The organism is Paenibacillus antri (assembly GCF_005765165.1).
Lineage (GTDB): Bacteria > Bacillota > Bacilli > Paenibacillales > YIM-B00363 > Paenibacillus_AE > Paenibacillus_AE antri.
Map to the genome: position 1 here is coordinate 265,461 of NZ_VCIW01000003.1, position 19,045 is coordinate 284,505.

General features: G+C 60.4%; 23 protein-coding genes. 22 read left to right on the forward strand and 1 reads right to left on the reverse strand.

Features of this window, described 5'->3' with window-relative positions:
- Positions 1–597 precede the first annotated feature (597 nt).
- The 10 genes from FE782_RS07000 (at position 598) to FE782_RS07045 (ending at position 8,238) form a co-directional block, all read left to right on the forward strand.
- Positions 598–1,191, forward strand: a complete 594-nt coding sequence (locus FE782_RS07000) for an RNA polymerase sigma factor (RefSeq protein ID WP_138193349.1) — start codon at positions 598–600, stop codon at positions 1,189–1,191.
- Positions 1,188–1,796 (forward strand): anti-sigma factor family protein, encoded by a 609-nt coding sequence (locus tag FE782_RS07005; protein WP_138193350.1) that lies wholly within the window; start codon positions 1,188–1,190, stop codon positions 1,794–1,796. Before FE782_RS07000 ends, FE782_RS07005 begins: the two co-directional genes overlap by 4 nt.
- A 164-nt stretch (positions 1,797–1,960) precedes the next feature.
- Positions 1,961–3,253, forward strand: coding sequence for a hypothetical protein (locus FE782_RS32565; RefSeq protein WP_202914490.1), 1,293 nt, complete (start codon positions 1,961–1,963; stop codon positions 3,251–3,253).
- Positions 3,254–3,424: 171 nt separating this feature from the next.
- Positions 3,425–3,616 (forward strand): IDEAL domain-containing protein, encoded by a 192-nt coding sequence (locus tag FE782_RS07015; RefSeq protein ID WP_138193351.1) that lies wholly within the window; start codon positions 3,425–3,427, stop codon positions 3,614–3,616.
- A gap of 153 nt (positions 3,617–3,769) precedes the next feature.
- The gene (locus FE782_RS07020) at positions 3,770–4,207 is read left to right on the forward strand and encodes a DUF2487 family protein (protein ID WP_138193352.1); all 438 of its coding nucleotides are present in this window, start codon (positions 3,770–3,772) and stop codon (positions 4,205–4,207) included.
- Between the two features lie 186 nt (positions 4,208–4,393).
- Positions 4,394–4,939 carry a QcrA and Rieske domain-containing protein gene (locus tag FE782_RS07025; protein ID WP_138193353.1) on the forward strand — a complete coding sequence of 182 codons (546 nt, stop codon included), beginning with the start codon at positions 4,394–4,396 and terminating at the stop codon, positions 4,937–4,939.
- An 18-nt stretch (positions 4,940–4,957) separates the two neighbouring features.
- The gene (gene qcrB / locus FE782_RS07030; RefSeq protein WP_138193354.1) at positions 4,958–5,629 is read left to right on the forward strand and encodes a menaquinol-cytochrome c reductase cytochrome b subunit; all 672 of its coding nucleotides are present in this window, start codon (positions 4,958–4,960) and stop codon (positions 5,627–5,629) included.
- 19 nt (positions 5,630–5,648) lie between these two features.
- Positions 5,649–6,557 carry a menaquinol-cytochrome c reductase cytochrome b/c subunit gene (locus FE782_RS07035; protein WP_138193355.1) on the forward strand — a complete coding sequence of 303 codons (909 nt, stop codon included), beginning with the start codon at positions 5,649–5,651 and terminating at the stop codon, positions 6,555–6,557.
- Between the two features lie 72 nt (positions 6,558–6,629).
- Positions 6,630–7,307, forward strand: coding sequence for a DUF1405 domain-containing protein (locus FE782_RS07040; RefSeq protein ID WP_238392372.1), 678 nt, complete (start codon positions 6,630–6,632; stop codon positions 7,305–7,307).
- Between the two features lie 43 nt (positions 7,308–7,350).
- Positions 7,351–8,238: a sporulation protein YpjB gene (locus FE782_RS07045; protein WP_138193356.1), complete on the forward strand. Its 888-nt coding sequence runs from the start codon at positions 7,351–7,353 to the stop codon at positions 8,236–8,238.
- Between the two features lie 13 nt (positions 8,239–8,251).
- Here the strand turns inward: FE782_RS07045 and FE782_RS07050 are convergent, their stop codons facing one another.
- Positions 8,252–9,139, reverse strand: a complete 888-nt coding sequence (locus FE782_RS07050; RefSeq protein ID WP_138193357.1) for a YitT family protein — start codon at positions 9,137–9,139, stop codon at positions 8,252–8,254.
- Between the two features lie 214 nt (positions 9,140–9,353).
- Between FE782_RS07050 and FE782_RS07055 the strand changes: the two genes are divergently transcribed.
- From FE782_RS07055 to FE782_RS07110, 12 genes are all read left to right on the forward strand, one after another.
- The gene (locus tag FE782_RS07055) at positions 9,354–9,668 is read left to right on the forward strand and encodes a nucleotide pyrophosphohydrolase (protein ID WP_138193516.1); all 315 of its coding nucleotides are present in this window, start codon (positions 9,354–9,356) and stop codon (positions 9,666–9,668) included.
- Positions 9,669–9,738: 70 nt separating this feature from the next.
- On the forward strand, positions 9,739–10,260 hold the full coding sequence (locus FE782_RS07060) for a tetratricopeptide repeat protein (protein WP_158299276.1): 522 nt from the start codon (positions 9,739–9,741) through the stop codon (positions 10,258–10,260).
- Positions 10,257–11,063 carry a 4-hydroxy-tetrahydrodipicolinate reductase gene (dapB, locus tag FE782_RS07065; RefSeq protein WP_138193359.1) on the forward strand — a complete coding sequence of 269 codons (807 nt, stop codon included), beginning with the start codon at positions 10,257–10,259 and terminating at the stop codon, positions 11,061–11,063. Before FE782_RS07060 ends, dapB begins: the two co-directional genes overlap by 4 nt.
- 27 nt (positions 11,064–11,090) lie before the next feature.
- Entirely contained in the window at positions 11,091–11,495 is a 405-nt protein-coding gene (locus FE782_RS07070; protein WP_138193360.1) for a methylglyoxal synthase, read from the forward strand.
- Entirely contained in the window at positions 11,482–12,189 is a 708-nt protein-coding gene (gene bshB1, locus FE782_RS07075) for a bacillithiol biosynthesis deacetylase BshB1 (RefSeq protein WP_138193361.1), read from the forward strand. The genes FE782_RS07070 and bshB1 overlap by 14 nt, the downstream gene beginning before the upstream one ends.
- A 67-nt stretch (positions 12,190–12,256) precedes the next feature.
- Positions 12,257–13,435 (forward strand): N-acetyl-alpha-D-glucosaminyl L-malate synthase BshA, encoded by a 1,179-nt coding sequence (gene bshA / locus FE782_RS07080; RefSeq protein ID WP_138193362.1) that lies wholly within the window; start codon positions 12,257–12,259, stop codon positions 13,433–13,435.
- A complete protein-coding gene (locus tag FE782_RS07085; protein ID WP_202914491.1) occupies positions 13,432–14,757 on the forward strand; it encodes a tRNA nucleotidyltransferase/poly(A) polymerase-related protein in 1,326 nt (441 codons plus the stop codon). The genes bshA and FE782_RS07085 overlap by 4 nt, the downstream gene beginning before the upstream one ends.
- Complete coding sequence (locus FE782_RS07090; protein ID WP_138193363.1) at positions 14,758–15,741, forward strand: biotin--[acetyl-CoA-carboxylase] ligase; 984 nt, start codon at positions 14,758–14,760, stop codon at positions 15,739–15,741.
- A 294-nt stretch (positions 15,742–16,035) separates the two neighbouring features.
- On the forward strand, positions 16,036–16,920 hold the full coding sequence (panB, locus tag FE782_RS07095; protein WP_138193364.1) for a 3-methyl-2-oxobutanoate hydroxymethyltransferase: 885 nt from the start codon (positions 16,036–16,038) through the stop codon (positions 16,918–16,920).
- Positions 16,921–16,926: 6 nt separating this feature from the next.
- Entirely contained in the window at positions 16,927–17,808 is an 882-nt protein-coding gene (gene panC, locus FE782_RS07100) for a pantoate--beta-alanine ligase (RefSeq protein ID WP_138193365.1), read from the forward strand.
- A 6-nt stretch (positions 17,809–17,814) separates the two neighbouring features.
- Complete coding sequence (panD, locus tag FE782_RS07105) at positions 17,815–18,198, forward strand: aspartate 1-decarboxylase (protein ID WP_138193366.1); 384 nt, start codon at positions 17,815–17,817, stop codon at positions 18,196–18,198.
- Between the two features lie 102 nt (positions 18,199–18,300).
- Positions 18,301–18,972, forward strand: a complete 672-nt coding sequence (locus tag FE782_RS07110; protein ID WP_138193367.1) for a tetratricopeptide repeat protein — start codon at positions 18,301–18,303, stop codon at positions 18,970–18,972.
- The last annotated feature ends 73 nt before the right edge of the window (positions 18,973–19,045 follow it).

Sequence of the window (19,045 nt, forward strand, 5' to 3'; positions counted from 1 at the left end):
GATAATAGGTACCCTGTACGCAGAAAGTACGCACTATGTACGTAGTTGGTCGCGGGAACGCCTCGGCGGACGGCGGACGAGGGGCAGTCTATTATTTCCGAAAATAAAGTACTTTTCCCCCGGGCGGAGAATAAGTACTCAAGTACGCAGTAGTGGGCATACGGTACAACTGAAAGCGTTTTAAAAAAAGTGTTGACAAAATGAAAACGGATACATATACTAAAAGTACAGTATGGTTTCTCTCCACTCCTATCCGATATATGGCACTCTGTGCAACCGCCGCGAGGCGGTCTTTTTTTTGCCCTTTTCCCCCTGCCCGATGGCTGAATTCGGAGATATTTTCCAAATAGGGATAGTCAATATATGGAATTTCTAGTACACTAGGGTTTGGCGGAAGGAGGGGAACGTTGGGAATTGTCGAAACAAGCAGGATTTCTACGAAGAAACACGAATAATCTTTACATATCGCTATGTTGACAATAGGCGAATCGAACTAATTTATTTTATGAAATAAGGTACCGCAACTTTTCCGTTCGGGGATGGTATACACTTGTAGCCGAACGGAATCGCGCACGGAAACCGGCAAGGAGGTTTTCCATGACCGATTCCCAGCTGATTCGGGAAATCAAGGACGGCAACGTTCAGCTCTATAAGGAACTGGTCACGCGTTACGAGCGGAAAATCCTGCTTTTCATCTACCATATGTTGAAAAATTCGCGCATGGATCACATGGCCGAAGATATGTGTCAGGAGACGTTCTACAAGGCATACCGGAGCTTACACTCGTTCCGGGAAGTGGAAGCGTCGTTCTCGACTTGGCTGTACACGATCGCCCGGAATACGGTGCTCAGCGAGCTCCGGAAAAATCGGAACGGCAACGTGTATCTTGAAGACAGCGGGTACGAGCCGATCACGTCGACGGAGGCGCTGCCGGAGCAAACCGTGCTCCGGAGCGAGAAGGTTCAGATGGTGCGCGAAGCGATCAACAGCTTGCCGGAGAAGCAGCGTTCCGCATTGATCTTGCGTGAGTATGACGGAATGGACTACCAAGAAATCGCGAACATTCTCGGGCAAACCGTATCATCCGTCAAATCGTTGTTGTTCCGGGCTAGAGCTAGCGTCAAGACGCAATTGGAGTCTTACGTGGGGGAACCGATCCTAGAGGAATATGAAGGGATGAAACAACGATGAAGTGCGAAGAGATCCGGGAGTCGATGCCCGAATATTGGGATAAGCCGGAAGGCGACTGGAGCCGCGTCCGCGTAGACGAGCACGTAAAGCGCTGCGCGGCGTGCGCGGAAGAGTTCGAACTGTGGCGGGAGAGCGGCGAGCTGCTCCAGGACATGGAGTGGAGCGAGTCGATCGAGCTGCCGGAGCGCGGGAGGGTATCCGCCGGCGTCATGGACCGCATCTACGCCGACGAAGGCTGGCGGCTGCCGGTGGCGGATCGGCTGCATGCGATTCCGCATCGCCTGCGGTTGAGGCTGCTCTCGATCGTCGCCGGCTGTCTGGCGATGTTCGGCTGCGCGTTCCTCTACCGCCTGCTGTCGCCGGACGCGAACGGGGCGGCGCTGCCTAGCTCGGGGCTCATGAGCGTCAACGCCCTCGGGGGCGGCGAGACGAACGAGTTCGCGCTGGCGGGCATCGAAGGAGTACCGGTCGCTTCGATCGGAGATCCGGTCGTACTGGGCTTGTCGGTCGTGGACTCTTACCCCGACTATCTCTTCGTCTTGTCGATGCTAGGGCTCATTTGCGCGCTTCTAACGATGAACTGGCTCGCCCGGATCCGGGCGTAAGCCATTACGATAATTTCATACCGATTCGCGGAAGGCGCCTGCGCGAGGGCGTCTCTTTTTGTGCCCAAAATTCGAAAAAAGATGCTTCCCGGCGAATACTTTTTGCAAAATGCCCAATAATGGGTAACAAAAGCAAGAGAATTCGAAAGGCGGGACGTCAAACGATGAATTTAGCTGACATGCTGAGCTATGCGGACATTCACCAGTTGAACCGAATCGCCGATCATTACGCATGCGATTGCAACACGAACTCCAAGAGAGAATTGATTCAATCGATCCTCAACACCTTAAATCGCAAGGACGTGTTTGAACGGTATGTCGAGACGCTGTCGGTGGAAGACATCCGGTTTCTGAATTCGCTCGTGTTCGATCCGAGAGACGCCTATTCGCTCGAGGAGCTGCTGGCCAGGGCGCAGATCAGCCGCTACGAGGCGGCGAAGCCGGGCGTGATCGGGGCCGCGCCTTCGGAAGCGGGGAGCGAAATCCTGTCGACGATCACGGTCGATCTGAGGGGCCGGGACGACGCCAAGCCTGCGAAGAAAGAGCTTAAGAAGCGGGAGTCGAAAAAGGCGAAGCCGCCCGCGGAGCCCGAGCCTCCTCAGTGGAGCCCTCGGCAGATGATCGTGAAATTCGCGCATCAAGGGTGGCTGTTTAACGGGTATTCCCATCATACGAAGTATTTATACCAAGTGCCGGCGGACCTGAAGCGGCGATTCGGCGATTCGCTGGCCCGCACCTTCCAGAAACAGCTTCGCGTCATCGACGAGCCGAGCGCATACCGGGACGAGCAGCGGATGCTCGTAGAGGATATCGGCAAGTTCCTGTCGTTCGCGGATCGGTACGAGGTGGAGCTGAACGCCGAGGGCACGATGTACAAGCGGTCCCAACAGATGATTCTGGAGACGTTCAACGTGAAAGAGGAGTTGGTGGGCAAGGGCGGATGGCGGTTCGGGTACGGACGGAAAATTAAAGATTACCCCAATCGCTTCTCTCTAATTTACGATTATTGTTTCTATAACGGACTGATCGACGAAGCGGACGGAATGCTGCTATTGACCGAAAAGGGCCGCGCCCAGCTTCTCGAAGGCCGGCCGGCGGATCCCGGAGTCGTATATCAATTTTGGCTGAAGCTGTATAAGAACCCAATCCATAACGTGCAAACGCTCGTGCATTGGATCGATCGGCTGGCCGGAAGCTGGGTGACGCTGGAAACATTGTCGCGGGTGCTGACGCCTTTGATCAGGCCGTATTATTACGACTCTCCGGAATCGATTCTCACGAACCGGATCGTCCTGATGATGATGCACCAAGGGCTGCTCCGCATCGGCGAGCACCCGGAAGAAGGCACCGTGGTCGAGATGACGAAGCTTGGGAGCAGCATCGTGCGGGGCGTGTACGTTCCGGACGACGAAAAAATCGCGCTGCCGGCCGACGCGGCTCCGGAAGCGGCTCCGTAACGAGGCGTTCGCCCGCCGCCGGGCGAATGCATATTCCAACGGCATGAGGGTATTCGCCTTCGTCGGCGCCTCGCCCGACGAATATAATTTTTCTAGAAGGATACGCTCCGACGGTTCGCGAGGTCCGTCGGTCGCATGGGGCGTGCGTCTTCAAGGGATGGAGGGTGACGTATGGATAATAAAATGGTTCCGGCTAACGAAGCGTTCCGACTGCTAATGGCGGAACTGATCGTGGACAAAGCCATACGCGACTACCGGGAGAAAGAACTGTACCGCGAGATCGACAGGGCTTTGGCGCAGGGAGACGAAGCGGCGTTCCTGTTATTGACGAGCGAGCTTCGGTCGTTGCAGGGCATCGCATAGCGACTCGACATGGGAATCGGTCTATGCCCGAGGGGCATAGACCTTTTTGGCTTCGTCGGTGGTGTCCGCCCCGCGGATGTGTTAGATTGAGGGGAGTGTCCGGCGGCGGGAACGCCGAAACGGACGGAATGGAGACACAAGGCGGGATCGAAAATGAAATTCAGCGAAATCGAACGGGAGCGGTGGGCGGAGCTGCAGCCGTATCTGGACACTGCGCTGCTGCCCCTAAGCGGACTGACGGGGAAGGAGTCGCCGTACGAGGCTACGGCGGCGCTGGAGCGGCTGCGCGACGCGCTGGACCCGATCGAACAAGCGTATCGAGGACGCGTCGTAACGTACCCGGCGCTTCATTACGCGTCGGACGACGAGTCGCTCGCGGCGTTGACGGACGAGCTTTGCGAGCGCCTGAAGCGGAGCGGCTTCCGGTACTGCGTCGTCGTGACGGGAGAATCGAGGCTAAGGGGGTTGACCGTACGGAACGCGTCCGCGGTACTGGGGCCGGAGCCCGAGACGAAGGAGGCGCCGAGTGAGTTATATCGCTCCTACGCGAAGCGGACGATCGAAGGAATGTGGCGCGGAGCGGACGCGTGAGCCGGATCGGCGGAGGCGAGTTGTGACAATTTCGCAACAGTTTCCCGCGGATCGCGGCGCAACGGCGGTTTGCCGAGTTGCGCTTTCTTGACGCCCCCTATGCCGTAAGCTATTATAATTATGACTTTGCATGTACAATTTTCAAGGCAAGATTTGACAGGTTTCGGCAAAGGGGGGTAACCGAATATGAGCGAACATCAACAACATGGAAACCACGAGTCCGAACACAAGGAGACGAAGCGGCGCGAGATGTCCCGCCGTCAGTTTCTTTCCTATACGCTTGGCGGGGCCAGCGCGTTCATGGCGGCAGGCGTCGTCATCCCGATGCTCCGTTTTGCCGTTGATCCGGTGCTCCAGGCGAAAGGCGCGGGCACGCTCGTGAAGGTGGTCGAGGTCGACAAGATTACAGAAGAGCCGGCATCGTTCACGTTCAACGTGCATCAAGTGGACGGATGGTACGAAAGCGATCCGGAAATGGTCGCATGGATTTCCAAAGACGCGGACGGCAACATCTTTGCGCTGTCTCCGGTGTGCAAGCACTTGGGCTGCGCGGTCAACTGGAACACGAACGCAGAATACCAGAACCAGTATTTCTGTCCTTGTCACGGCGCGCATTACACGAAGGAAGGCAAGAACTTGGCAATCGCGCCGGCGCCGCTGGACGAATACCAGGTAGAGATTCAAGAAGGCTTCGTATACTTAGGACCGATCAAACCGAACGAACGGGTGTAAGAGGAGGCGTAAAGTCGCATGTTAAAAACCGTATACAACTGGATCGACGAACGTCTCGACATTACGCCGATCTGGAGGGACGTGGCGGATCACGAGGTGCCGGAGCACGTAAACCCGGCGCATCACTTCTCCGCGTTCGTTTATTGCTTCGGCGGGTTGACGTTCTTCATCACCGTCATTCAGATTTTGTCGGGGATGTTCCTGACGATGTACTACGTCCCGGATATCGTGAACGCCTACGCGTCCGTCGACTACTTGCAGCATAAGGTCGCGTTCGGCGTCATCGTCCGCGGCATGCATCACTGGGGCGCGAGCCTCGTTATCGTCATGATGTTCCTGCACACGCTTCGCGTGTTCTTCACGGGTTCGTACAAACATCCGCGCGAGATGAACTGGGTCGTCGGGATGCTGATCTTCGGCGTCATGCTCGGTCTCGGCTTCACCGGATACTTGCTGCCGTGGGACAACAAAGCGTACTTCGCGACCAAGGTCGGCATTCAGATCGCGGCGTCCGTGCCGTTCATCGGCGAATCGATCAAGGTGTTCTTACAGGGCGGAGACATCGTAGGCGCGCAGACGATCGCCCGATTCTTCGCATTGCACGTATTCTTCTTACCGGCTGTTCTGCTTGCGCTTCTCGCGGGGCACTTCTTCCTGATTCGGAAGCAGGGCATCTCCGGACCGTTGTGATAAGGGGGTAACATTAGCTATGGCCGGTTCGCATCATAACGGTAAAGACAACAACGAAAAGATCGTTTACGTCGGCGACTCGCGGGTCCCGAAGCCTACGAAGGTTCATACGCCGCTTGACTATTCGGCATTCCCGGGCAAGTCCGAAGCGTTCATCCCGAACTTCCTGCTGAAGGAATGGATGGTCGGTTGCGTAGCGTTAGTAGGCGTCCTCGTCTTGGTGGTCTCTCATCCGGCGCCGCTCGGCTACCCGGCGGATCCGACGAACACCGGCTTCATTCCGATGCCGGACTGGTACTTCTTGTTCATGTACCAGCTGCTGAAGTATCCGTACATGTCCGACCAGTTCATCGTACTCGGTACGGTGGGCATCCCGGGCCTCGCATTCGGCGGCCTGCTGCTCGCACCGTTCCTCGACCGCTCCCCGGAGCGCCGCTTCTACCGGCGTCCGGTGACGTCCGCGATGATGCTCTTATCTCTTGCCGCGATCGTCTACTTGACGAACGTATCTTGGACGCACTATCAACACGAGCTCGAAGTGAACGGCATCGTGCCGGAGCATATCGAGCGCGAAGAGAAGATGCGCGAAGAGCGCGAAGCGATCAAGAACGGCGAGGAGCCGCCGAAGGAAGCGGAATCGGTCGTGTTCGCGGACGATCCGGCTGCGGAGATTTATCAGAAGGCGACTTGCATCCAGTGCCACGGCACTGACATGAGAGGCGCCGCAGCTTCGCTGATCGGCATCGGCGACAAGTACACGGAAGAAGAGATCGCCGATATCGTGCACAACGGCAAGGGCGGTATGATGCCGCAATACGACGCTAACATCGAACAAGGCCTCACGGCCGAAGAGATGGACGCGTTGATCGCATGGCTCGCGCTGCAGAAAGCCGAGAACGAAGGCAAAGAAGCGCCGGCGGCGCACTAAGCGCAACGACATAGACTCGACCCGATCGCCTAGCCGCGGTCGGGTCGATTTTCTTAAGGAGTGAATCCGCGAGTGATCGACCGAATCTCTTGGCTGTGGGGCCGTTCGCTGCTGCTCTCCCCTTGGTTTCTGCAAGCGTTGCTGTGGGTCAACGTCTTAGGTACGCTGTACGGATACGAATGGTATCGGGGGCAGTTGGTACGAACTTGGAACGAGTACGGGGAATGGTTGGTCGTCTTCGTGCCCGACAGTCCGACGGCGAGTTTATTTTTCAGCATTACGATCTTGTATTTGATCCGCGACGCATCGCGGGCGCGTCGAGGCGTAGAGACGCTGAAGCCTGCCGGAAGCGGCTCCCCGCTCAGCTGGCGAGGCGTCTGGGAGGGGCTCGCGGTCATCACGCAGGTGAAATACGGCATCTGGGCGGTGTCGATCATCTTCTGGGGCGCTTCGCAAGGGGATACGATCGTGTGGCAGGAGTGGATGCTGGTGGCGTCCCACTCGGCGATGGCGATCGAGGCGCTGCTCTACATGCGCTTCTACCGTTTCACGGCGCTCGCCGTCGCGATCGGAGCGGCGTGGACGCTGACGAACGATTACATCGATTACGCGTTCGGCGTATTTCCGTACTTGCCCGCGCCGCTGTACGACAATGTCGGCGAGGTGCAGCTGTTTACCGTATCGCTATCCGTACTCGGCATCGCGTGCGCCTTCCTGGGCGTACGTCTTGCCGCAAAATATCGCGTCTAAACCGGGACATCCCTCCATATCATGATGATAGGAGGGATGTCCAATGGTGTTTTTCGGGCGATTTCGCCGTTACGCCTTGATCGCGGTCGGCGCGGCGACGCTTCTGTTCGCGGCCGGCTGCGGGTCGGACGAGCCGGTCCCGGAAGCGGAAGCGAAGAAGGTCGTAACGGACGTGCAGCGACAGACGATGCGGTTAATGAACGATGCCGCCGAAGGGGCGTACCAAAGCGTGCAGAAAGGCGACCTGGAGCAGACGAAGGTTCGCGTGGCTCAATTGTCCGTCTTATCGACGAAGCTGTCTTACGAAGGGCTGGCGACCGTGGAAGGGATCGAAGCGGTGACCGGTTCGATCAACGCGGCGATGCGCGCGTTGAACGCGTCGTCTCCGGACCGGCAGTCGACGACGATGAAGGTCGCCTCCGCGCGACTCGCGGTGGACGCGTTGTCGCACCGGGAGCAGCCGATGTGGCTCGGCTTCCGCGATACGCTGACGGGCGATCTGGAGAAGATGGCGATGGCCGTCGAGGCGAGGAACGATCCGGCGGCAAGCGAAGCGCTCGCTTCGTGGCGGGGGCATCTGACGATCGTTCGTCCCGCCGTCGTCGTGTCTCGCAGCGCGTCCGAGGCGGTGAAGCTCGATTCGATCACGGCGTTCCTTACGAACGCCCTTCGTTCGGGCGATTGGGACGGTCTTCGGCAGGCGATGCCGAACCTGGAGGCGGCGCTCGGGGAAGTGTTCGCGGAGCAGGATCGGGAGACGACGGTCACGCCGCTCGCGCCGACGGCGGAGCCGCCGCATCCGATTCTTTGGTCGTTGGGTCTCGGGGCGTTCATCGTGTCGGTGCTGACTTACGTCGCGTGGAGACGATACGAGGCCGATCAAGGCGTGGCGAGAGTGAAGACGGAGCGGGATTTCGAAGGGCGAGGCTGAGACCTCGCCTTTTTTATTTGTCCGAACCGGGATCCTCGGATTTAAAGCCTTCCCCGAGTACGTCCTGTACCTCCGATACGATAATGAAGGCGCGGGGATCGGCTTGGCGAACGATCCGTTCGAGACGCCGAGTTTCGTGACGATAGACGACGCAATACAGCATCTCCTTCGGCTGACCGGTGAAGGCGCCCTTCGCCGGGATGAGCGTCACGCCCCGATCGAGCTCTAGCATGATCTGCTTCGAGATGTCCTGCGTCCGCTCGGAGATGACGGTGAACGCCCGCGCCGCGTATTCCCCTTGCTGAATGACGTCGATGATCTTGGCCGCGACGAAGACGACGACGAGCGTGTACAGCACTCTCTCCATGGAGATGAACAGCAGCGACACGGAGATCACGATCGCATCGAAGTAAAGGAAGAACTGTCCGATGCTCCACCCCTTCGTCCGATTGACGATCCGCGCCAGGATGTCGACCCCTCCGGTCGTTCCCCCGAATCGAAACACGATGCCGAGCCCCGCGCCGAGCGTGACCCCCGCGTAGAGCGAGGCGAGAAATAAGTCGTCCTCCGTCGCGAACGGGACGATGAACCCCATATGCAGCACGCGCTCCATGATATAGAGGAAGAGAGTCAACGACAGCGTGCCGAAGCCGGTCAGCAGCATGCCCTTACGGCCCAGCAGCTTCCATCCGATGATGAACAACGGGATGTTGAGAAGCAGCGTGGACACCGAGAGCGGTATGCCGAACGCGTAGTTGAGCAGGATGGAGATGCCGGTGACGCCGCCTTCCGTCAATTCGTTCGGGACGATGAAATAATGGATGCCGAAGGCGTAGATCGCCGTTCCGAGCATGATGGGAAACAATTGCTTCGCAAGCTTGATTCCGTTCTGGATACGCATCGGGAACACCTATTCTTTTTCGAGAGTAAGGAAAGTCGGTTACGTTCGTGCTTATTGTACCATTCTTTTCATCCGCCGTTCAAAAAACGAGCGCGAAAGCGCGACTCTTCCATTCTTGTGCAATCCCCCCGCTTTGCAGTAACATAGGGATAAACCTCAGGATGGTCGCGAAGGAGACCGGAAAGGCGGGGATAGCCCGGTGTCGGACAAGTCGATGCGGGAGATGCAGAAGGAAGTCGACGCGTACATCTCGCAGTTTAAAGAAGGTTATTTCAGCCCGCTCTCGATGCTCGCCCGCATGACCGAAGAGGTCGGCGAGCTCGCGCGCGAGGTGAATCATACGTACGGCGAGAAGCCGAAGAAGCGGGGCGAAGCGGACAATTCCATCGAATACGAGCTCGGCGACATCTTGTTTATCGTCATCTGCTTCGCGAATTCGCTCGGCATCGACCTGCAGAAAGCGCACGAGATGGTGCTCGAGAAATTCAACACGCGCGACGCGAATCGTTGGACGAAACGGGACACCTAAGCTTCGCGTCGCGAATATGCTGTACCATCATCCCTTGCACGTTGGTTCATCCGCAAAGGAGGTGGTCACGATGAGCGGCGAGAAGGAATTGCAGAAGGCTTATGAATCGATCCTCGGGCAGCATTTCGAGCAAGCGGTGGAATGGTTCCAGAAAGCGATCGAGCAAGATCCGGACAATCCGGATTATCATTATAAGCTGTCGATCACGTACGCGCGCAGCGGGCGGATCGACGAAGCGCTCGCGCATGCGCGCAAGGCGGCGTCGCTTGCGCCGGACGGCGCGGAGTACGGCATTCAGGTGCGCGCGCTGGAAGCCAAGCAGCTGATCGCGACGGCGGAGCGGCTGATCGCGGAAGGCCCGAGCGGCGACGCGCTCGCGACGACGTATTTGCGTCAAGCGCTGGCGTTGGATCCGCTGGAAGAAGGGGCGTACGTACTGCTCGCTTCGACGCTGTATCGCATGGAGGAGTATACGTCGGCCATGGCCGCGCTGAAGGAGCTCTTGGAGCTCTCTCCGAATCACCGGACGGCGTCGGCGCTGTTGGAACAAATCAAGTCATCATTCGCGGTTTATTTGGAGGAACGGACATGAACGAACGGAAAATACGCGTGGCGGTCGCCGGAGCGGGCGGCCGAATGGGCCGAGAGGTCGTTAAACTGGTGCTTAGCGAACCCGATTTCGAATTGGCGGCGGCGATATCGCCGTCTTCCCGCGGTAAGGACGCAGGCGAGCTCGTCGGCTTGCCGGCATGCGGGATCGAGGTCGGACACGATCTGGAGGAGTCGCTGAGCGCCGTCCAAGCCGACGTTCTCGTCGACTTTACGACGCCGCAGCTGGCGCTCCGCCACGCATACATAGCGATCGAACGCCGGGTGCGCCCGGTGATGGGCACGACGGGATTTACACCCGGCCATATTTCGGATTTGGACATGTTGTGCCGGGACGCGGGGATCGGCGGCTTGATCGCGCCGAATTTCTCCATCGGGGCGATCCTGATGATGAAGTTCGCGCAGGAAGCGGCGAAATATTTCCCTCATCTGGAGATCATCGAATATCATGGCGACCAGAAGCTGGACGCGCCTTCGGGCACGGCGGTCAAGACGGCGGAGCTCGTCTCGCAAACGCGGGCGCGGATGAAGCAGGGCAATCCGAACGAACACGAGACGATTCCAGGGTCCCGCGGCGGCGAGTACGACGGCTTCCGCATTCACAGCGTGAGACTGCCCGGAGTGTTCGCCCAGCAGGAGGTCGTCTTCGGCGCCTTCGGCCAAACGTTGAAAATTCGCCACGATTCGTACGATCGGGCGGGATATATGCCCGGCGTCGCGACGGCGGTGCGCAAGGTGATGGAGACGACGGGCATGGTGTACGGCTTCGAGCACATGATGGACTGACACGAGGGGACGACAAGGAGGAACGGCATGAATATTTCATTGATCGCGCACGACCGCAAGAAAGACGAGATGGTCGATTTCGCCATCGCTTACGAGCAAGTGTTGTCGCGTCACCGGTTGTTCGCGACCGGGACGACCGGTCAACGCATCATGGAAAATACGAAGCTGACGGTGCATCGGTTTCTGTCGGGGCCGCTCGGCGGCGACCAACAGATCGGCGCCATGATCGCCCAGAACGAGATGGATTTGATCATCTTCCTGCGGGACCCGCTGATGGCGCAGCCCCACGAGCCGGACATTATCGCGCTGCTTCGGTTATGCGACGTGCATAACATCCCGCTCGCGACGAATCTCGGCACCGCCGAGGTGCTCGTGAAGGCGATCGAGCGCGGCGACTTGGACTGGCGAGAGGTTGTCCATGGCGAAGCGTAACGAAGCCGAAGCGCTCGACCTGCTCGTCTTCGGCGCTCATCCCGACGACGCGGAGATCGGCATGGCCGGCACGATGGCGAAACACGCCGCCGCCGGACTTCGCGTCGGCGTCTGCGACTTGACGCGCGCGGAGCTGTCGTCGAACGGCAATCCGACGCTCCGCGCGGAAGAAGCGGAAGCGGCATCCCGGGCGCTCGGCCTCGCTTACCGGTCCAATCTCGGGCTGCCCGACCGCGGGCTGGTCGGCGACGCGGAGCAGCTTGCGCGCGTCGTACGGGAAATCCGCGAGCGGCGCCCCCGGTTCGTCTTCGCCCCGTATTGGAAGGACCGCCATCCCGATCATGTCGCGTGCAGCGCCTTGATCGAAGCGGCGGCGTTCAACGCGAAGCTGCGCCGGTGGATGCCGGACGTCCCCGCTTGGACGATCGAGCGGCTTTATTTTTATTTCATCAACGATACGGACCGCGCGGACGTCGCCGTCGACGTAACGGACTATTACGAAGCTAAGACGGCGTCGCTCGCGGCGTACCGCAGCCAATTCGAGCCGTCGGACGCCGACGCCGTCGCGACGCCGCTCACGCAAGGGTATTTACGGAAGGTGGAGCAACGGGACAGCTTATTGGGCAACGCGCTCGGCGTGCGATACGCGGAAGGGTTCGCCGCGAAGCAGCCGCAGCTCCTGACTCTATTTTGACGGGATTGTGCATATCTATAGATAGATACGAATCGAATTCAACGAATCGGGTCGGAGGTGAACAGCGGTGAGAGACAAAGACAAATTAAACATCGGCATTACGTGTTATCCGTCGCTCGGCGGTTCCGGCGTCGTGGCGACGGAGCTCGGCAAGCTGCTCGCAGAGCGCGGTCATCAAGTGCATTTCATCACTCACAGCATGCCGTTCCGATTGACCGGCTACCACAAAAATATTTTCTATCACGAGGTCGAGGTTTCCGACTACCACGTGTTCAAATATCCGCCTTACGATTTGTCGCTCGCGGCGAAGATGGCGCAGGTGGCCAATATGCAGAAGCTCGACGTGCTGCACGTGCATTACGCGATTCCGCACGCCGTCTGCGCGTATTTGGCCAAAGGGATGGTCGAGCGGCCGCTGAAGGTCGTTACGACGCTGCACGGCACGGATATTACGATTCTGGCGCATAACGAAAGCATGGCCGACCTGATTCGTCTCGGCATCAACGGCAGCGACGCGGTGACGGCCGTGTCCAACGACCTGATTCGCGAAACGCAGGAGCGGCTGCATATTACGCGCCCGATCGATCTGACGTACAATTTCGTCGATAAGCGCGTATATTATCCGCGGGATTGCTCGCGCTACCGGTGCGATTTCGCGCCGAAGGGCGAGAAGATTCTCATGCACGTTTCGAATTTCCGGCCGGTGAAGCGCATCTCCGACGTCGTCGACGTGTTCCGCCGGGTGAACGAAGAGGTGCCTTCGCGCCTCGTCTTCATCGGGGAAGGACCGGAGCTCGGCAAGACGATGGCGCGCGTGCGCGAGTACGGCTTGGAGGAGCGCGTGCTCTTCCTCGGCAAGCAGGACGAAGTGGCGGAGCTGTTGTCCGTCGCCGACATCATGCTGCTCACGTCGGAGAAGGAAAGCTTCGGACTCGTCGCGCTCGAAGCGATGGCGTGCGGCGTCCCGACGGTCGGGACGACCGCCGGCGGCATCCCGGAGGTCGTCAAGCACGGGGAGACCGGATTTTTGTCGGACATCGGCGACACGGACTCCATGGCCGACGATTGCATTAGGCTCTTAACGGATCCGACGTTGTACGCCCGCGTCTCGGCGAACTGCACGAAGCGGTCCCAGACGGTATTCTGCAACGATCTGATCATGGAGACGTACGAGGATATTTACTACCGCATTCTAGGGCGGGAGCGGGAGCAGGTCGTTCGGGAGCGAGTGTGCGCGGTCGAATGACGGACGGGATTTTCTTCGAAGACGAGATGGGGCGGGGCGGCCTTCGGCTGCTCCGGCGGCTGGCCGAACGCGGGTATGCCGCTTATTTCGTAGGCGGCTGCGTGCGGGACGCCTTGCTCGGCCGTCCCGTCAAGGATATCGATATCGCGACGGCGGCGAAGCCGGATACGGTGCTCGAGTTGTTCCCGGAGGCGATTCCGACGGGGCTGAAGCACGGCACGGTGACGGTGCCGCTCGGCTCCTGGCATTACGAGGTGACGACGTTCCGCGCGGAGTCCGATTATTCGGACGGGCGTCATCCGGATTCGGTGTCGTTCCTCGACGACGTGGAAGGGGACTTGGAGCGGCGCGACTTCACCGTGAACGCGATGGCGGTCGACGCGGAAGGCCGGCTCGTCGATCCGTTCGGCGGACGCCGCGATCTGGAAGCGAAACGTCTGCGCGCCGTCGGCGACCCGGCCGCGCGGTTCGGCGAAGATGCGCTGCGCATGCTGCGCTTCGTCCGCTTCGCGGCGGAGTACGGCTTCGCGGCGGACGAGCCGACCTGGGCGGAGGCGAAGCTCGGCGCGCCCGGGCTCGCCGTCGTCGCGATGGAGCGCGTCGCCGCGGAGCTGTCGCGCATGATCGGCGGCAGCGATCCGTATCGGGCGCTGGCGCTGCTTCGCGAGAGCGAGCTGCTCCGGTGGACGAAGGAGCGGCTGCGGCTGCCGCGCGCGCTCGGACTCGCGAACGACGACGGGGCCGACTCGGCTGCCCCCTCGGCGGAGGATCCGTTGCGGCGCCTCGCCGAGGTGGGGGACGAGCTGGCTCGCTGGGCGTTATGGTTCGACCGGATGGAGCTCGGACCGGACGAAGCCGAAGGCGTCTGCCGGGCGCTGCGAACGTCCGGGGCGTTCGAGGGCGCGCTTCGGCGGACGCTCGCGTTCCATGCGGCGCTGCGTGGGGCGCCGACGGAGCTCGCGCGCCGGGCTTGGATCGGCGCGGCGCTGCGGCAAGGCGAGGAGGCGGCGCGGCGTTGGTTGACGCTGGAGCCGGCGTATCGCGGCTTGCCTGCATTCGATTGGACGGCGCCGTACTTCGACGCAGGAGCCGCTTGGCTCGATGAGATGCCGGCGAAGACGCTGAAGGAGCTCGCGATCGGCGGCGCGGACGTGTTGGCCGCGGCCGGGGGGCGCAGGGGCGGACCGTGGACGGCGGATCTGCTCGGCAGGCTGCTGGAAGAGGCGGCGCTCGGGGAGCTGGCGAACGAACGCGAAGCGCTGCTGACGCGCGTTCGTTCGCTGCTGCCGCAATACGGCGCCGGTAACGGAGGGGACGATTAGATGGGGGCGAACGAGAAGCTGTTAGCGTGCTTCGAGGAGGCGCCCGGCGCGTACGTATCCGGCGAGCGGCTGAGCCGGGAGCTAGGCGTCAGCCGAACCGCCGTCTGGAAGCGAATTCGGCGGCTGGAGGAGGAAGGGTACGTGTTCGAGTCGGTGCCCCGGCTCGGGTACAAGCTGGTACGCGGTCCCGATAAGTACCGGATGGACGAGCTGATGAAGCGGTTCTCGGGGACGGCGTTCGGGAAGTCGGTGAAGCTGTACGACGTCGTGGAATCGACCCAAAACGCGGCGCACGAAGCGCTGCTCGCAGGCGCGCCGGAAGGGGCGTTGGTGTTGGCCGAGGGTCAATCGGCGGGCCGCGGCCGCTTCGGCCGCGTCTGGTTTTCCCCGCCCGGGAAGGGGATATATGTCAGCTTCCTCTTGAAGCCGAACGTGCCGCTCGCGGTTGCCCCGCAGATGACCCTGCTCATCTCGGTAGCGCTGTGCCGGGCGATCCGCAAGGAGACGGGCGCGAACGCGACGATCAAGTGGCCGAACGACATCTTGATCGACGGACGGAAGGTATGCGGCATTCTCGTCGAGACGATGCTCGAAGCCGACGTCGTGAAGGCGATGATCGCCGGCGTCGGCATCACCGCGAACGTTCGGCGGGACGAACTGCCCGAAGAGCTTCGCGACCGCGTGACGTCGCTGCTGGAGGCGACCGGGGCGCCGGTGTCGCGCGAGGCGATCGTGGGCTCGTTCTTCGAGCAGCTCGAATGGCTGTACGACGCGTACCGCAAGGAAGGCTTCGGTCCGGTGCGCACGCTGTGGGAGGCGCTCACGTCGACGCTGCACGGCCGGGTCCGAGTCGCGACGCCGCAGGGCGTGTCGGAGGGCGTGGCCGAAGGGATCACCGAGGAAGGCGCGCTGCTCGTCCGCGACGACGAAGGGCGCGTGCACACGATGTATTCCGGCGACTTGACCGCACCGATTTCCCGGTAAAGGCGCGGGCCGGCAGACGACCTATGTACAAAATCGAACGGTTTGATATACTAAGGAGAACGCAAGGAGGACGGTATCCGAACGGAACCGTACCTCCGAGCCGTTGTCTTTTCTTTTTTCTCCATCTATTTTCTGCTCTGAGCCGCAAGGACCGAGACGGAAAGGGACGCATCGCGCACGGCCGCCGACGGCGCCGGAACGCGCGAATTGGTTTTGCGCTGCCATCCTTCTTCGGCTTTGGGCCGGGAAGGATTTTTTTGTTTTCCAGGAAGGAACCCTAAGGAGGAATGTGCGATGTCGGAACAATCGTCATCGGGAACCCGTAAGCCAGTAACGACGACGCGGCTGCGGGCGATGAAGTCGAAGGGCGAGCCGATCGCGGTCGTTACCGCGTACGATTATCCTTCGGCGCAGCTGGCGGAAGCGGCCGGCGCGGACGTGCTGCTCGTCGGCGATTCGCTCGGCAACGTCGTGCAAGGCCGGGAGACGACGCTGTCCGTGACGTTGGATCACATCGTGTATCACGCGGAGATCGTCTCGCGGGCCGTGAAGACGCCGTTCGTCGTCGCGGATTTGCCGTTCGCCACGTACCACGGAGGCGTTGACGCGACATTGGCCAACGTCGCGCGCGTCATGCGGGAAGGCGGCGTCAAGGCGGTGAAGCTCGAAGGCGGCAACGAAATTTTGCCTGCGGTGCGAGCGGCGGTCGGCGCCGGCGTCCCGGTCATGGGGCATCTCGGCTTGACGCCGCAGTCGGTCCATGTCATCGGAGGGTATAAGGTGCAAGGCAAGCAGTCGGCCGCGGCGGAGAAGCTGCTCGACGAGGCGCTGCGGCTCGAGGAGGCCGGCGCGTTCGCGATCGTGCTGGAGCTCGTCACCGACGAGCTGGCGGCGAAAGTGACCGAGCGGCTGTCGATCCCGACGATCGGCATCGGCTCGGGAAAAAGCTGCGACGGGCAGGTGCTCGTGTTCCACGACATTTTGCAATACGAGCTCGACCCGATGGCGAAGAAATTCGTAAAGGCGTACGCGAACGTAGGCGCGGTCGTGAAGGAGGCGATCCGCGAATACGTGGCGGACGTGAAGCAACGATCGTTCCCGGAGGAGCGCCATACGTTCCATATGGAGGAAGCCGACCTGCAGCGGCTATACGGCGGCGGCGCGGCGGACAAGGAGTGAGCGGCCATGGAAGTGTTCCGTACGATAGCATCTTATAAACAATATCTTACCGTTGTCGAGAACGAAGGCCGATCGATCGGCTTCGTGCCGACGATGGGCTACCTGCACGCCGGCCATCTGTCGTTGGTCGAACGGGCCAAACGGGAAAACGACGTCGTCGTCATGAGCGTCTTCGTCAATCCGCTCCAATTCGGGCCGAACGAAGATTTCGAACGGTATCCTCGGGACGAAGCCCGGGATTTGGCGCTCATGGAGAGCGCCGGCGTGGACGCCGCGTTCCTCCCGACGGTCGACGAGATGTATCCAGGCGGCGGCGGGACGTCGAAGACGATCGTGACCGTCGGAGGAACGGTCGCGGAGCGGCTTTGCGGCGCCTCGCGCCCGGGCCACTTCGACGGCGTCGCTACGGTCGTCTCCAAGCTCTTCCACATCATCGAGCCGCGGCGCGCGTATTTCGGCCTGAAGGACGCGCAGCAGGTCGCCGTCATCGAGACGTTCGTCAGAGACTTGAACGTTCCGGTGGACGTCGTGCCTTGCGAGACGCTGCGCGAACCGGACGGCCTCGCGATGAGCTCGCGGAACGTGTATTTGACTCCGGAGCAGCGCAAGAACGCTCCGGTTCTCCGCCGGTCGCTCCTTGCGATCGACGAGTGGCTCGCCGCCGCGCCGGAGACGACGGCGCCCGAGCTGGAACGTAAGCTCGCGGATGAGATCCGCGCCGTTCCCGGGGCGGAGCTCGATTACGCGCAGGTGCTTGCGTACCCGTCGCTCGAGCCGATCGAGGGACCCGTCGCGAAGGCGGCGGGACGGTTCATCGCCGCGCTCGCGGTGAAGTTCGGGGGAACGCGGTTGATCGACAATCGATTATTTCATGAAAACGAGAGGTGACGAGCCATGTTTCGCACGATGATGAAATCGAAGCTTCATCGCGCCGTCGTGACGGAGGCGAATCTGAACTACGTGGGCAGCATAACGATCGACGAGGATTTGATGGACGCGGTCGATATTCTAGCCAACGAGAAGGTTCAAATCGTCAACAATATGAACGGCGCCCGCTTGGAGACGTACGTCATTCCGGGGCGGCGCGGCGAAGGGACGATCTGCTTGAACGGGGCGGCCGCGCGGCTCGTGCAGCCGGGCGACGTCGTCATCATTATCTCCTACGCGATGATGACGGAGGAGCAAGCAAGGAGCTATAAGCCGAAAGTGGCGATTCTGGACAGCAACAACAACATCGTGCAAACGGCGAACGAAGAAGTGCACGCGACGATTTTGTAATCGAGTCCGGAGTCAAAATGATTTGGCAGTATGAAATGCCTCCCCGGCGCAAAAAATGAGGGTACCCTCGCGTCGCGAATCCAACCGAAAGGTGGGAGGCCCATGTTCAAGTACTTGTTTCAATCGATGAACGAGAAGCTGGACGGCATCCTCGAGGCGCTGCCCGCGTCGCACGGAACGAAACACGAGTCGCTGCTCGAACAGCTGCAGGAGCTTCGGGAAATGAGCGACGAAATTATCGAGGAGTGGCTGTTGTTCGAAGAGAAAATGGCGAAAGCCAAACAGCGGCCTCAGCCCGAACCGGCGGCGGCCTCGACGAAGCCGCAAGCCCACGAGCCTCAAGGCCTCTTCGAATCGGTCGACGCCTTCGCCGAGTCGCCGGCGCAGACGATGCAGTACCAACGAGGCGAAGGATATTTCAAGCTGTACATGTTTCCGGAAGCGGCCCGCGAGTTCGAAGCGGTCGTCCGGGCATACCCTGATTTCTTGCAAGCGCGCTTGTTCTTGGCCTTATGTTTCTTACAAAGCGAAAACGTCGCGGAAGCTTCCGGTCATCTTCAAATCATTATTTCGCTTGCGGGCGACGGCAGGATGAAGGCGGTCGCGTACAATGCGCTCGGCTGCGTGCAAGCGGTCAGAGGGAATGTAGAACAGGCGTGCGAATGTTTCCGAACGTCCCATTCGTTGGATCCGAACTTTAAGGACCCCGTGTACAACTTGAAGGCTTGCCAGATCGACGGAGGCGTGCTGCAGCTCGGCGTCGCGATCGGCTGACGCCTTCGTTTTTTTTCTATGGATTCCCTCGCGAGAGGGTTTCTTCTATTTTCTTTTCCCCCTTCGGTTTGGT